Consider the following 13,171-nt stretch of genomic DNA (forward strand, 5'->3'; position numbering starts at 1 on the left):
CTGGGCCGGCGACGGACGCGGGCGTTCGGTGGAAGTGAGAGGAACCGTGGAGGTGAGGAGAATGACCAATCCGGTGATCCACTTCGAAATCGGCGGCCGCGATCTCGCGCGGATGACGTCGTTCTACGGCCAGTTGTTCGGCTGGCGGCTGCAGCCCGCGGGCCCGGACTACACGCTGGTGATGGCAGACGACAGTGGTCCCGGTATCGGCGGTGGCCTGATGCGCCAGCAGGACATGGCTGAGTCGATGGGAGCGGGCGATGAGGCATCTGCTGACCGTCGCTGACGTGATGACGCCCGACGTCGTCACGGTCCCCGAGGACACGCCGTACAAGGTCATCGTGACCTTGATGGCCGAGCACCACATCAGCGCAGTGCCGGTGATCAACCGGTTCGGCGGCGTTGGCGGGGTCGTCTCCGAGACGGACCTGCTGCGCAAGGAGGAGTTCCAGCGTTCCGTACGCCCGCCCTGGGCGCTGCGGTGGTGGCGGCACCGGGCCCGGTCCAAGGCCGCCGGCCTGCGGGCGGCCGACCTGATGTCGCATCCCGCTGTGATGATCGAGCAGGGAGCGACGATTCCCGAGGCGGCGCGGCTGATGGCGGCGCGGGGGATCACCCGGCTGATCGTGACCGACGCTGACGGCGACTTCCTGACCGGCATCGTCACCCGGTCGGACCTGCTGAAGGCGTTCCTGGCGCCGGACGAGCGGATCGAGCAGCGGGTTCGGCGTGACGTCGTCCAGCACGCGCTGTGGGAGGACCCGATCGGACTCGAGATCAGCGTGCAGGACGGTGTCGTCACGCTCTCCGGAGAGGTGGATCGCCGTAGCATGGCCGAGGTCGCCGAGAAACTGACCACCGAGGTCGACGGTGTGGTCGGGGTCGTCAACCGCCTGTCCTGGGTCTTCGACGACACCGCTCCTGTCCAAGTCCCCTGACGGGCACCCGGCGCCGTGCTCAACGGGTGCGGCGCCGGAACCAGCGCGTGTGGGACTCCGCGCGGAGCGAGAGGTAGCAGAGGCCGGCCACCGGAACGGGCACCCAGAACTGGACGAGTCGCCAGGAGAGGACCCCGAGTACCGCGGCGTCGGCCGGCACCCCGAAGCCGAGCAGCGTGGAGATCAGCACGCCTTCCACCACGCCGAGGCCGCCCGGAGTGATCGGGAGGATTGCGGCCAGGCTCGCCGCGCAGTAGGCGAGCAGCAGGACGACGGGCTGGACTCGCTCGCCGTACGCGGCGAGGAAGACCCACAGTGCGGCAGCGTCGATCAGCCAGTTGGCCGTGGCCCACACCAGGAAGGCCTTCCGCACCTCGCGATCGGCGAGCAGCTCCCGCAGGCGCAGCGCAACGGACACGGTCCACGGCCGAACCCGCTGGGGGAGCCGGCGGAGCGTCCAGCGCAGCAGCCGGCCCGCGAGTCGCTCGACCATCGACCGCTCCCGTACGGCGAGCAGCCCGCAGGCGATAGCGAACGTGCCGATCAGGACCACCGCGAGATAGCCGGCTGCCGCATCGAGCAGTAGCAGGGCGGCGCCTGCGGTCAGCCAGGTCACGAGGACCAGCGCGAGCCAGGTTCCGACTCCTTCCGCCGCGATGGTGGCGGTCACCTGGGGTGTGCGAGCGCCGCCGGACACGAGCAACTGGAAGCGGATGGCGGTCGCGGTCGCTCCGCCTCCGGGCAGGACATGACTGGCTCCGAAGCCGGTCAGGTCGGAGCGCAGGATCCAGGAGAACCGGATCGGGCTGGTCCGCAGCAGGGCGCGGGTGAACAGTGAGTAGCACAGCAGGCTCAAGGCCTCCAGCCCGACACCCAGAGCCACCCATCCGGGCCGGATCTCGGCGAGCAGGTGCAGCGAGTCCTCCGCACCGGCGAGCTTCGGCAGCACCACGTACTTCACCAGGACGACCAGGATCAGCAACGAAGCGGCCGACCGCAGCAGGGTGGGCCACCTCGTCCGCGGGGCCGACGGGGTCAGCACGGCTGCCCGGCTCAGCGGTCGCGCAGGTGGTGCATCTGCTCCGCGGTCAGGATGTGGGCGCCCGGTCCGGGAACGACCAGCCAGTCGCCTGGTGATGCTCGCATGGCGGTTTCCTTTCTCTCACTTGCAGGCTGGCATCCCGGGCGGTCGCGGTGCAGATCCGTTCGGCTCCGAAATCGGGACGTTGGGCCCTGCTGCCGGCAGTCCCCGGACCGGGATGCTCGACGCGGAGGTGGTGATGCCCAGCTCGCAGAAGACCCTGAGTGCCCGAGGCCTGTCGTCGGCCGAGGCCGCCCGGCGACTAGCGGCCGAGGGGCCGAACGAGTTGCCGCCGGCCCGGCGCGTGCCGGCGTGGCGGCTGCTGGCGGGGCAGCTGACGCATCTGTTCGCCGTGATGCTGTGGGTCGCCGCCGCGTTGGCGTTGGCTGCCGGCCTTGCGCCGTTGGCCGCGGCGATCGTGGTGATCGTCGTCCTGAACGGCGTCTTCGCGTTCGCCCAGGAGTACCGCGCGGACCGCGCCGCTGAACGGTTGCGCGACCTCCTCCCCACCCGGGTCCAGGTGATCCGTGACGAGCAGGTCACGAGTATCGGGGCCGCCGAGCTGGTGCGGGACGACTTCGTGTTGCTGACCGCGGGCGACCGGATCTCCGCCGATCTGCGCCTCACCACGGTCCACGGGCTGGCCGTCGACGAGTCGATGCTGACCGGCGAATCGGTCCCGGTGCGCCCGTCGGCCGGGGCCGGCGTCTTCGCCGGGACGTACGTCGTGCAGGGCGAGGGTGAGGCGGTCGTGACCGGGGTGGCCGGCAACACCCGGCTCGCCGGGATCCAGTCGCTGACCGAGAGTGCGGACCGGCCGCCGAGCCCACTGACCCTCGAGCTCCATCGGCTGATCCGGATCATCGCGACGATCGCGGTGGCAGTCGGTGTCTCACTCGCCGCCGTGTCGCTGGCCCTCGGCCTGGGCTTCACCGAGGCGTTGCTGTTCGGCGTCGGGGTGATGGTCGCGCTGGTTCCGGAGGGATTGCTGCCGACTGTGACGCTGTCGCTGGCGCGCGGCGCGCAGCGGATGGCGCACGGAAACGCCCTGGTCCGTCGTCTGGACGCGGTCGAGACGCTCGGCGCGACGACGTTCGTCTGCACGGACAAGACGGGGACCCTGACGAAGAACCAGATGGAGGTGCTGGACGTCTGGACCCCGAGCGGGACAGTGTCGATGACTGGTGACGGCTACGACCCGTCCGGCGCGGCCGCGGGCGATCCGAGGGCGATGAGTGCCGCTGCCAGAGCCGCCGCGTCCGCGGGCGCCTGCATTCGCGGCCGTGCGGTGCGTGCAGGCGATCGCTGGGTCGCCGAGGGCGATCCGATGGAGGTCGCCCTCGACGTGCTCGCCCGGCGCCTCGCAGTACCGCCCGTCGACCGCGCCACCGTCAGCCACCGGGTCACCTTCACCAGTGAAACCAGGTACAGCGCGGTAGTTGTCAACGGCAACACAGCGGTGATCGGCGCCCCCGATGCGTTGCTTCCGTACTGCAGAGTCGAGCGTGGGCCGGACGCAGCCGGCGCCGTCGAGGAGTTGGCGAGGCGGGGGCGTCGAGTGCTCGCGGTGGCCGAGGCGAGCGGCATACTGGTTCGAGACGGTCGGCTGGAGCTCGGCCCGGACACTCTGGAGCTGCTGGCCGTGGTGGGTCTCGAGGACCCACCACGGACGGACGTGCACGAGGCGCTCACCACCTGTCGCCGGGCGGGTGTCCGGATTGCGATGGTGACCGGCGACCACGCGGCCACCGCGGAGGTGATCGCCCGTGAGGTCGGATTGCTCGGCTCCGGCGGACTGGTGGTCACAGGCGAGGACCTGCCGGCAGACGACGAGAAACTCGGCGAGCTGCTCGACCGTGCCGACGGGGTGGTGGTCGCCAGGGTGACACCTGCGGACAAGCTGCGGATCGCGCGGTCGTTGCGGACCCGCGGTCATGTCGTGGCGATGACCGGTGACGGGGTCAACGACGCGCCCGCGCTGCGCGAAGCGGACGTCGGTGTGGCGATGGGCGCCTCGGGCAGCGATGTGGCCCGGGCCGCGGCCGACCTGGTGCTGCTCGACGACCACTTCGCCAGCATCGTCACCGCGATCCGGCTGGGCCGGGCCACGTTCTCGAACGTACGGCGCTTCCTCACCTACCAGCTCACCGACAACGTCGCCGAGCTGGCGCCGTTCGCGGTGTGGGCGCTGTCCGGTGGGTCGATTCCGTTGGCAATCGGTGTGCTGCAGGTGCTCGCGCTGGACATCGGGACCGACATGCTGCCGGCCCTCGGGCTCGGTGTGGAACCGCCGGGCCGGCGTACCTTGGACGGCCCGGCAAGACATCGCCGGATCGTCGACCGGGCGTTGCTCGTGCGGGCGTTCGGTCTCCTCGGCCCAGTCGAGGCCCTGCTCGCGATGACGGCCTTCCTGGTGGTGCTGACGGGCCACGGCTGGCAGCTGGGCGCGGAGCCGACCAGCGCCGGACTCGCGATCGCGTCCGGTACGGCGTTCGCCGTGATCGGCCTCGCGCAACTGGGCAACGCGTTCGCCTGCCGGAGCGAGCGAAACACCGTGTTCGAGATCCCGCCGACCCACAACCGCGCCCTGCTCGTCGCCGTGCTCGCCGAGCTGGCCCTGCTGACCGCCTTCCTTGGCGTACCACAACTGTCCGGCTTGCTCGGCGGCGACTGGCCGTCGTACCAGGGCTGGCTGTTCGCCGGCGGCGCCGCGATCGTTCTCCTGCTCACCGACACGACCGCCAAGCTCCTCAGTCGGCGAGGTTTGTCGTGACGGCGTGCTTGGGCACGCCGCGCCGGCGCCGTGACCGCGCGCGCTCGCGGCGGTCGGTGAGTTGGCGGCGGAGCCGGTCACTGGCCGCGTCGGTGGCTTCGGTCAGAGTCGGGGCTTTCGCGTGCACGTGGATCGGCGTCCCGTCGACGACGGCCTCGACCTCGATCCCGGCTGCCTCGTCGTGCTCCTCGTTCGCCAGGGTGACGACGACGTGCAGGTGCTGGACGCGGTCCGGCGTCCAGTTCAGGACGTGGTCGATCTTCGTGGTGGCGTAGGCCGCGACCGTGCGCGGCACCGGGCCGCGCACGGTGAGCTGCACTCGACTGCCGGTCTGCTCCGGTGTCGTGTTCGGTTGGGCCTTCATGGTGGGCTCCTTGCTGGTCATCACGTCCTCCTCGCCGGGATCGTGTTCCGTCTCGAACCCCTTTCCAGCCGACCGCCGGGCTGGGCCGGGAACGTGGTGTGCTCGGCGAGCTCGACCGCCCAGATCACGATGACCAGGGCAACGAAGACGGCGAGCAGGACGCCGGCGACCGGCGAACCGGTGAGGCCGAGCGCCAGCAGGCCTGCCAGCGCGCCCGCACCGGCCAGGGCCATGACGAACCAGCCCAGTGCGTCGTACTGCTCGGCGCTCACCAGCATGTAGATGACGGCTCCGCCGAGTATCAGCGCGACGGCGGTCATGTCCCGGGTGGTGTCGATCAACGGCAGTTCCCCCACCGCCAGAAAGGCGAGATAGGGCAGGACGAGGGCGACGATCAGTCCCGTGGCCAGCAGATCCCGCAGCCTGACCCGCATCTCCACCCCTTCCGTCATCTCCGACGGTAGGAGTCGGGCGAGCGCCCGGTCAGGGCCGAAGGTCCGTTTCGCACGGTGCCTAGGCCCCTGGGGCAGGACGGGCCGGCGCGCTGTGGTGGAAGCAGGAGGAGGTACAGCGGAGAGGAGAGACTATGACGACACTCCAGCACCGGGACAACCGGCGCCAGTTCGTGGACCTGTTCGACTGGGCCGAGAGCCTGCCGAGCATGTTCACCTGGCCGGCCACGCTGCGTGGCGTCCGGATCGAGGAGTTCACCGAGGACGGCAAGTACGTCGTCCGCGCCGAGCTGCCCGGGATGGACCCGGACAAGGACATCAAGGTCGAGGTCGCGAACGGCATTCTGACCATCGCGGCGACTCGTCAACAGGAGGAGCGCGACGGATCCCGGTCCGAGTTCCACTACGGCTCGCTGACCCGCCGGGTGATGCTGCCCGACGGAGCCGACGAGGACGCGGTGGCGGCCAAGTACGCGGCCGGCATCCTCGAGGTGACTGTGCCGATCACGGCGAAGCCCGCCGAGGCGCGCACGATCACCATCGACCGGACCGAGTGACTCCACCCGAACCCGCCCGGCCGGGGCGCCCCGGCCGGGCCGGTGCTGTTCAGCTGATGTCTCGGCGCGTTGTCAGGACGCCGCCGAGCACCGCGAACACGACGCCGTACCCGAGCAGGAGCAGGCCGGACTGCCACGCGCCGAGGAAGCTCACGTCCGGCTGGTAGCTGTTGGTCAGCCCGCTGAAGGCGCCGCCGGGGAAGTACTTGAAGTAGTCGCGGATCGTCGGCAGCAACGCGACGAAGGACTCGACGACGAGCGAGTACACCAGCGTTGCGGTCACCGCGGCGACCTGATTGCGAACGAGGGCGCCGATACCGACGCCGATCACGGTGAAGATCGCCAAGCCGAGCAGGACCCCCAGCAGGGTCGCGGGGATGCCGTTCGTGGTGAGCGAGATGCCGATGTCCTTGGCCCGCAGCCAGGGTACGGCGATCGCGACGGCCACCAGGACGTTGACGAGGCCGATCCCGAGGCCGGCCAGCGCGTACGCGATCACCTTCGCGGCCACCACCCGGCCGCGTCGCGGAGTGACCAGGAACGTGGCGGTGATGGTCTGATGCCTGTACTCACCGGTCATCGCGATGATGCCCAGGACGACGGTGAAGACCGTCGCGGCGCCGGCCGAGCTGAACAGCGACTGCTGTCCTTGCGCCGAGTCGAGCGGCGGGCCGGGGTTCTCGGGCCGCCCTTCCAGCCCGATGGTCAGGCCGATGAACAACGCGGTCAGGCCGACCGCGCCGACGAGCATCCAGAGCCACAGCCGGGTGCTGAACAGCTTCGTGAACTCGGCACGAACGAGTTTCGTCATCGGGACCCACCGCCACCGGTCAGGGCGAAGAAGATGTCTTCCAGGTCGCTGCGCTCGGCGGTCAGCTCGTGCAGCTCGACGTGCTCGGTGAAGGCGACGTGCCCGATCTCTTCGGGGCGCAGACCGGTGACGACCAACGCGCCGTCGCGGCGCGCCAGGGCCGCCCGATCGGGCAGCGCCGCGGCCAACCGGTCGAGCTCCGGCCCGCGGACCACGACAGGTCGTGCCTGCCCGGCGGCCAGCTCGGCGAGGCCGCCTTGGCGGACCAGCGAGCCCTTGTCGATGATCACGACGTCGTCGACCGTCTGCTCGACTTCACTGAGCACATGGCTCGAGATCAGGATCGTGCGGCCCTCGGCCGCCATCCGCCGGAGGAACTTGCGCAGCCAGGCGATCCCCTCCGGGTCCAGACCGTTCGCGGGCTCGTCCAGCAGGAGCACCTGAGGCTCACCGAGCAGTGCGGCCGCGAGTCCGAGCCGTTGCCGCATACCGGCGGAGTACTCCCCGGTCTTGCGTCGCGCGGCCGGCTGCAGTCCGACCAGGTCCAGCACCTCGTCGGCTCGCCGTACCGGATACCCGTTCGCGGCGCAGAGGATCCGCAGGTGGTTCCTGGCCGTGCGCCCCGGGTGGAAGCCGGATGCCTCGAGTACGGCGCCCACCGTGCCGGACGGATCCGGAAGCTCGGCGTACCGCAGACCACCGATGGTGGCGGTGCCGGCGGTCGGGGCCACCAGCCCGAGCAGGCAGCGCAAAGTCGTGGTCTTGCCGGCGCCGTTCGGCCCGAGAAACCCGGTGATCGTGCCCGGAGCGACAGCGAAGCTGAGGTCGTCGACGGCGCGCACCGTCCCGAACTCCTTGGTCAGGGCGGAGACCTCGATCCACCCGGCAGCGTCCGTCATGAGTCAACTACACCGCAGGACAACGACATCCAGCAGTGCCGAACAACCCGCCGCCACCGGGACTTCCTGCCCTGAACGCCGGGTGCTCTGATCAGTATCCGAAATCGCGGCGGGCGAGGCCCAGGAAGCCGGCGAGGAGGACGGCCGCTGCCAAGGCGCCCACGGCCACAAGGGGAGTGGCTGTGACGTTGTCCAGTGGGGCGTTCGGGAGGTGGACGAACGGCGAGGCCTGGCGTGACCAGGCAGGCAGATGGAAGGACTCGGCGAAGACCGCGACCACACCGCAGTAGCCGACCACTGTCCAGGCCACCACTCCGGCGGCTCGCGGTAGCCAGCCGATCGCCAGCACGGCGATCGCGACCACCAGCCAAACGGCAGGCAGGTGAACGAGGGCGACTCCGGTCAGCCGGGCGAGCTGGCCAGGGTCGGAGATGGCGACGCCGTACGCCAGGCCGTGGCCGAAGCCTGCAGCGGCCAGGGCGAGTGCGCTGCCGGCCAGCGCGACGACGACGTGTCCGCCGAGCCAGGACCAGCGGCTGACCTTGGTAGCCAGGACCGGCTCGGCCCGTCCGGACGTCTCCTCGTGCCGGGCCCGCATCGCGCCGGCCACGGCAGACGCCGACGCGAGCAGCGCGCAGAACAGGATGACCAGGGCGAGGTAGGAGTTCACCACGTCGGCGGCGCCGCCGGGCAGGAAGTCGGCGATCTCGGGATTGTCGGCGACGTAGTCCTGGATGGAGTCGGTGAACGAGCCGTACGCGACGCCGAGCACGAGCAGGCCCGCCGTCCAGCCGATGATCGAACCGCGCTGGAGGCGCCAGGCCAGTCCGAGCGGGGAGCCCAGTGCCCAGGAGGCCGTGGCCCGGCCGCGCCGGTACGGCAGCAAGCCGTCGCCGAAGTCGCGCCGTTCCAGCAACGCCACCGCGACCGTCACGAGGACGGCGGCGACGGCCACCGGCACCACCAGCGGCCACCACCGGTCGCCGGTGTAGGGAAAGGTGCGCTGACCCCAGCCGATGGGAGACAACCATGACCAGAAAGGATTGCCGACGTCGCCGGCGGCTCGCAGCACGAAGGCGACGCCGATCGCGACGCCGACCGCGCCGTACACCGACCGGGGATTCTCGAACACTTGCACGGCCACCGCGGTCAGGCCGGCGAAGGCGATGCCGACCCCTGCGCCCGCGGCGGCGACCACCACGGAACCGGACAGTGGCAGACCGGTGCCGGCGGCCGCGCCGAAGAGCACCAGCGCGACGGCCAGGTCGGCGAGTACGGCGAGACAGAGCGCGGACGCCAGCGGTGCGCGCCGGCCGATCCGGGTCGATCTGATCAGCTCGCCACGGCCGGTCTCCTCGTCGGTCCGGGTGTGCCGCCCGACCAGGAACATGTTCATCAACGCAATCACGATCGCGAGGAACGCGAACACCTCGAAGACGACTTCGCCACCGATCGTGCCGAGCAGCCGTTCGGGACCGCTCATCGCGAGCAGCGCCGTGTTCCCGGTCATCGTCTGCCGCAGGGCGGCGAGCTTCTCGGGTGTGTCGTACAGGTCCTGGCTGCCGACCGACTGGAACCCCAGCAGCAGGCCCGCTCCGAGCAGCCACCACGGGAGGCTCCGGCGTTCTTGCCACAGCATGAAGCGCAGCAGAGTGCCGGTCCCCGCGGCCGCACTCACGACGTGGCCTGGCTGTCGTAGTGCCGGAGGAAGAGTTCTTCCAGCGTCGGCGGCGTACTGGTCAGGCTGCGGACGCCCAGGGCAGACAGATGTCGGATGGTCTCGTCGAGGTGCGCGGTGTCCACGTCGAACGCCGCCCGGTTGCCATCGACGGCCAGGTCGTGCACACCCGGCAGCGTCGTGATCCCGTCGAGCGGACGCATCGTCTCGACCGAGATCGAGGTTCGGGTCAGGTGCCGGAGCTCGGTCAACGTGCCGCTTTCCACGGTCCGGCCGAGTCTGATCAGGCTGACCCGGTCGCACAGCGCCTCGACCTCGGCCAGGATGTGGCTGGACAGCAGCACGGTGCGCCCTTCGGCTTTCACTTCCTCGATGCAGCGCTGGAACTCCGCCGCCATCAGCGGGTCCAGGCCGGAGGTGGGCTCGTCGAGCAGCAGCAGCTCCGCGTCCGAGGTGAGCGCGGCGATCAGCCCGACCTTCTGCCGGTTGCCCTTGGAGTAGGTGCCGGCCTTCTTCCGCGGATCCAGGTCGAACCGCTCGAGCAGGTCGTCGCGCCGGCGCCGGTCCAGCCGGCCGCGCAGCTTTCCCATCAGGTCGATCACCTCGCCGCCGGTGATCCCGGGCCACAGGGTCACGTCACCCGGCACGTACGCGAGCCGGGCCCGCAGCGCGACGCCTTCTGTCCAGGGATCGCCGCCGAGCAGCCGGACCGTGCCGGCGTCCGCGCGCAGCAGCCCGAGCAGGATCCGGATCGTGGTCGTCTTGCCCGAACCGTTGGGCCCGAGGAATCCGTGCACCTCGCCGGTCGTCACCTCCAGGTCCAGCCCGTCCAGCGCCCGCGTGGGCCCGAACGTTTTCACCAACCCGGTCACCGCGATCGCCGAGGTCATCCGCGCCTCCCCAAGGTGCCTGCCTACGAGTCATCGGTCAGTACGACGATCCGCCGCGGTCCCGGGTGCCCGCAAGGGCGGTTGGTCCCGGAGCGGACCGGGACTTCCGACGCCGGCCGACCTGACCGGCGTCGGTCAGCGCGAGCTCGCTCCGACGAGCTGGAGCCAGGACCGGAGGACGGCGGGATCGGCCGGCCCGGTGTGCAGGCCGACGTACCCGTCGGGGCGGACCGCGACGACGTCGTGACCCGCTCGGCTGGTCAGACGATGAACGTGGACCCGCGGGCCGAGAGGATCGGGCTGCTGGGCGTCGCGGGAGAGCAGGAGGTGGACTCCGGGAGTGGCTGTCAGTTCGTGCAACCGGACTGTCCGGCCGTCACAGGTCACCGTTGCGTCCGGCAATCGATCGCCCGGCTGGAGGTGCCGGTCCGCCGGCGCTGTACCGGTCCGCGACAGAGGGCTGCCGTGGTAGTTCACCCGGAGCTGGGACAGTGTGCGGACGCCTTCGGCCAGGAGCCGCCGCTGCCGCATCAGCACAGGCGCCGCCGGCGCGGCCAACGGAGCCAATGTCCCTCGGAGGAAGGCCGGCAGCGGGTGCGTCGAGGCCTCCGCGAAGAAGATGAGATGCGTCATCGCCAGCACCTTGCGGGCGACCGGTCTGCGCTCCCGGTCGTACGAGTCCAGCAACTGGGAGGATGGTTCGCTACCGGCGGCGTACGCGAGCTTCCAGCCGAGGTTGACCGCGTCCTGGATCCCGGTGTTCATGCCCTGCCCGCCGGCCGGCGAGTGCGTGTGCGCGGCGTCACCGGCCAGGAAGAGCCGCCGGTACCGGTACGCCGCGGCCAGCCGGTGCTGTAGCCGGATCTTGGCGGACCACCTGAGCTCCTCGATGGTGGCAGGCAGACCTGAGTCGGCGATCACGTGCTGGAGCTCTGTCGCCGGGACGTCCCCACCTGGCTGCCCGAACGCGGCATCGGGTGCGCCGCGGACCGGGCGGGTTGCGAGCAGCCGCCACGTCGCGCCTTCGCCGAGCGAGAACACGAACAGCAGCCCATTGCGTCCGGCGGCGACATGGACGACGCCGGGGGAGAGGCCGCCGGTCAGTTCGACGTCGGCGAGCACGACCTCCTGCCGGTACGACGCACCACGCCAGCCGATCCCGGCCAGGCCCCGTACCGTGCTGTCCGGGCCGTCGCAGCCCGCCACGAACCGGCACGTGGTCTCCTCGGTGCCGGCCGCCGAGCAGAGCGTGGCCCGTACCAGGCCGTCGCCGTCGAACGCGGCGTCGGTCAGCTCGACTCCGCGCTCGATCTCCACGCCCCGCAGGGTCAACGCCTGCGCCAGGACTGCCTCGACATCGGCCTGCCGTACCAACGTGAGATGCGGGAAGGAGGTGTCGGGCAGGTCGAGGCCGGACAGCTCGACCGACACCCGCCGGTGGCCCAGGTGGAGCTCGGCGCGCGGAGAGCTGTCGCCGCGGTCGAGCAGTTCGCCAGTCACGCCGAGCGGCCGGAGACACTCGAGTGTCCGCGGGTGCACGATGAGGGCCCGCGACGGACGGAATGCGTCCGGTCGTCGTTCCACCACGCGAACAGTGGCTCCGTGCGCGGCAGCCTGCAGAGCGGTGGTGAGCCCGGTCGGCCCAGCACCGACCACCAGCACGTCGGTCATGACAAGGCGGCTGCGATCTCGTCGGCCCAGATGCGGATCTGGGGCCAGTCGCGGGCGTCGCCGACCATGGTGTCGACCCGGGCCCGGTGCGCGAGGCGTCCGGCAGCGGTGTCCGGCTGGAGGTTTCCGGAGAAGGTCTTCACGGGCGGCGCGCCGAGCTTCGCGGCCAGCCGCGCGACGTCGGCCGGGACCGTCTGGGGCACATCCCGGCCAGGCCCGATCGGGCCGCTGTGGAACAACCAGACCGGCCGGCTGCGTAGCTGGCGCGCGTGGTCCCGGAGGAACCTTACGGCCTCGGGGCGCCAGCGGCCGAAGTAGATGGCGCTTCCCAGTACGACGGCGCCGTACTCGCTGACGGCCTTGACGTCGGTGACCTCGTGGACCTCCACCTGGTGACCGGCTCTTCGCAGTTCGGCGCCGATCGCCGCCGCGATGGTGGCGGTCGCGCCCATCCTGGTGGCGTACGCCACCAGCACCTTCCCGGACATCATCTGTATCCTCTCCGCGGCACAGTGCTCCTAGTTCATCGTGGGCACGTCGTCGCGTTGTCCGCTGGGGCTGGATGGCCTTGAAACACAGGGACTCTCGGCCCCGGTCAGCGGACGACGGCGACCGGGCAGTGGGCGTGGTGGAGGACAGCGCGACTGACCGACCCGAGCAGCAGGCCGCGGACCGCCCCGCGTCCGCGCGACCCGACGATCACCAACTGGGCGGACCTGGACGCATCCAGCAGCGCGTCGGCCGCGGCCGCGTGGACAAGCTTCTGCGTCACTCTGATGTCCGGGTAGTCGGCCAGGTGGCCGCCGAGCGCCTCGGCGAGCACCACTGCGCTCTCCTTTTCGAGGGCATCGAGGTCGAAGACCACGGGGACCATGTCGCCCGGGCCGATGCTCACCGGGTCGTGCCAGGCCAGCAGGGCGGTCAGCCGCGCGCCGCTCCGGTCGACGTGCCGAAACGCGAAGTCGATCGCTGCGGTGGACCGTTCCGAACCGTCGACCCCGACGACCACTTCGCCGTCCGGCTGCGGTGTCCAGCCGGCGGGTACGGCGACCACCGG

At 70.8% G+C, this 13,171-nt stretch carries 14 protein-coding genes; 4 read left to right on the forward strand and 10 right to left on the reverse strand.

Translation table 11 applies throughout. From position 1 onward, the window contains the following. The first annotated feature begins 61 nt into the window (after positions 1 to 61). Together ACWCOV_RS25805 and ACWCOV_RS25810 are read left to right on the forward strand one after the other, a co-directional pair. Positions 62 to 286 carry a hypothetical protein gene (locus tag ACWCOV_RS25805; protein ID WP_449831876.1) on the forward strand — a complete coding sequence of 75 codons (225 nt, stop codon included), beginning with the start codon at positions 62 to 64 and terminating at the stop codon, positions 284 to 286. After that, positions 261 to 938, forward strand: coding sequence for a CBS domain-containing protein (locus tag ACWCOV_RS25810; RefSeq protein WP_449831877.1), 678 nt, complete (start codon positions 261 to 263; stop codon positions 936 to 938). The genes ACWCOV_RS25805 and ACWCOV_RS25810 overlap by 26 nt, the downstream gene beginning before the upstream one ends. 19 nt (positions 939 to 957) lie before the next feature. On the opposite strand, the gene ACWCOV_RS25815 is transcribed toward ACWCOV_RS25810, so the two are convergent. Beyond that, complete coding sequence (locus tag ACWCOV_RS25815; protein WP_449831878.1) at positions 958 to 1,980, reverse strand: lysylphosphatidylglycerol synthase transmembrane domain-containing protein; 1,023 nt, start codon at positions 1,978 to 1,980, stop codon at positions 958 to 960. 238 nt (positions 1,981 to 2,218) lie between these two features. Between ACWCOV_RS25815 and ACWCOV_RS25820 the strand changes: the two genes are divergently transcribed. After that, positions 2,219 to 4,792, forward strand: a complete 2,574-nt coding sequence (locus ACWCOV_RS25820) for a cation-translocating P-type ATPase (RefSeq protein WP_449831879.1) — start codon at positions 2,219 to 2,221, stop codon at positions 4,790 to 4,792. Here ACWCOV_RS25820 and ACWCOV_RS25825 read toward each other — a convergent pair. Further along, positions 4,770 to 5,177, reverse strand: a complete 408-nt coding sequence (locus tag ACWCOV_RS25825; RefSeq protein WP_449831880.1) for an HPF/RaiA family ribosome-associated protein — start codon at positions 5,175 to 5,177, stop codon at positions 4,770 to 4,772. The genes ACWCOV_RS25820 and ACWCOV_RS25825 overlap by 23 nt on opposite strands. After that, positions 5,177 to 5,608 carry a hypothetical protein gene (locus tag ACWCOV_RS25830; RefSeq protein WP_449831881.1) on the reverse strand — a complete coding sequence of 144 codons (432 nt, stop codon included), beginning with the start codon at positions 5,606 to 5,608 and terminating at the stop codon, positions 5,177 to 5,179. Before ACWCOV_RS25830 ends, ACWCOV_RS25825 begins: the two co-directional genes overlap by 1 nt. A gap of 134 nt (positions 5,609 to 5,742) precedes the next feature. Between ACWCOV_RS25830 and ACWCOV_RS25835 the strand changes: the two genes are divergently transcribed. Continuing rightward, positions 5,743 to 6,165 (forward strand): Hsp20/alpha crystallin family protein, encoded by a 423-nt coding sequence (locus ACWCOV_RS25835; RefSeq protein ID WP_449831882.1) that lies wholly within the window; start codon positions 5,743 to 5,745, stop codon positions 6,163 to 6,165. Positions 6,166 to 6,214: 49 nt separating this feature from the next. Here ACWCOV_RS25835 and ACWCOV_RS25840 read toward each other — a convergent pair whose 3' ends face one another. The 7 genes from ACWCOV_RS25840 to ACWCOV_RS25870 form a co-directional block, all read right to left on the reverse strand. Then, entirely contained in the window at positions 6,215 to 6,976 is a 762-nt protein-coding gene (locus ACWCOV_RS25840; protein WP_449831883.1) for an ABC transporter permease, read from the reverse strand. Continuing rightward, positions 6,973 to 7,875, reverse strand: coding sequence for an ABC transporter ATP-binding protein (locus tag ACWCOV_RS25845; RefSeq protein ID WP_449831884.1), 903 nt, complete (start codon positions 7,873 to 7,875; stop codon positions 6,973 to 6,975). Before ACWCOV_RS25845 ends, ACWCOV_RS25840 begins: the two co-directional genes overlap by 4 nt. A gap of 91 nt (positions 7,876 to 7,966) precedes the next feature. Further along, positions 7,967 to 9,553, reverse strand: coding sequence for an ABC transporter permease (locus tag ACWCOV_RS25850; RefSeq protein ID WP_449831885.1), 1,587 nt, complete (start codon positions 9,551 to 9,553; stop codon positions 7,967 to 7,969). Beyond that, positions 9,550 to 10,443 carry an ATP-binding cassette domain-containing protein gene (locus ACWCOV_RS25855; protein WP_449831886.1) on the reverse strand — a complete coding sequence of 298 codons (894 nt, stop codon included), beginning with the start codon at positions 10,441 to 10,443 and terminating at the stop codon, positions 9,550 to 9,552. Before ACWCOV_RS25855 ends, ACWCOV_RS25850 begins: the two co-directional genes overlap by 4 nt. Positions 10,444 to 10,578: 135 nt before the next feature. Beyond that, positions 10,579 to 12,114 carry an FAD-dependent oxidoreductase gene (locus ACWCOV_RS25860; protein WP_449831887.1) on the reverse strand — a complete coding sequence of 512 codons (1,536 nt, stop codon included), beginning with the start codon at positions 12,112 to 12,114 and terminating at the stop codon, positions 10,579 to 10,581. Continuing rightward, positions 12,111 to 12,602 (reverse strand): flavodoxin domain-containing protein, encoded by a 492-nt coding sequence (locus tag ACWCOV_RS25865; RefSeq protein ID WP_449831888.1) that lies wholly within the window; start codon positions 12,600 to 12,602, stop codon positions 12,111 to 12,113. Before ACWCOV_RS25865 ends, ACWCOV_RS25860 begins: the two co-directional genes overlap by 4 nt. 107 nt (positions 12,603 to 12,709) lie before the next feature. Beyond that, the coding region (locus ACWCOV_RS25870; RefSeq protein WP_449831889.1) for a universal stress protein at positions 12,710 to 13,171 on the reverse strand (462 nt) is incomplete at its 5' end.

The sequence above is a fragment of the Kribbella sp. NPDC002412 genome, assembly GCF_053592935.1.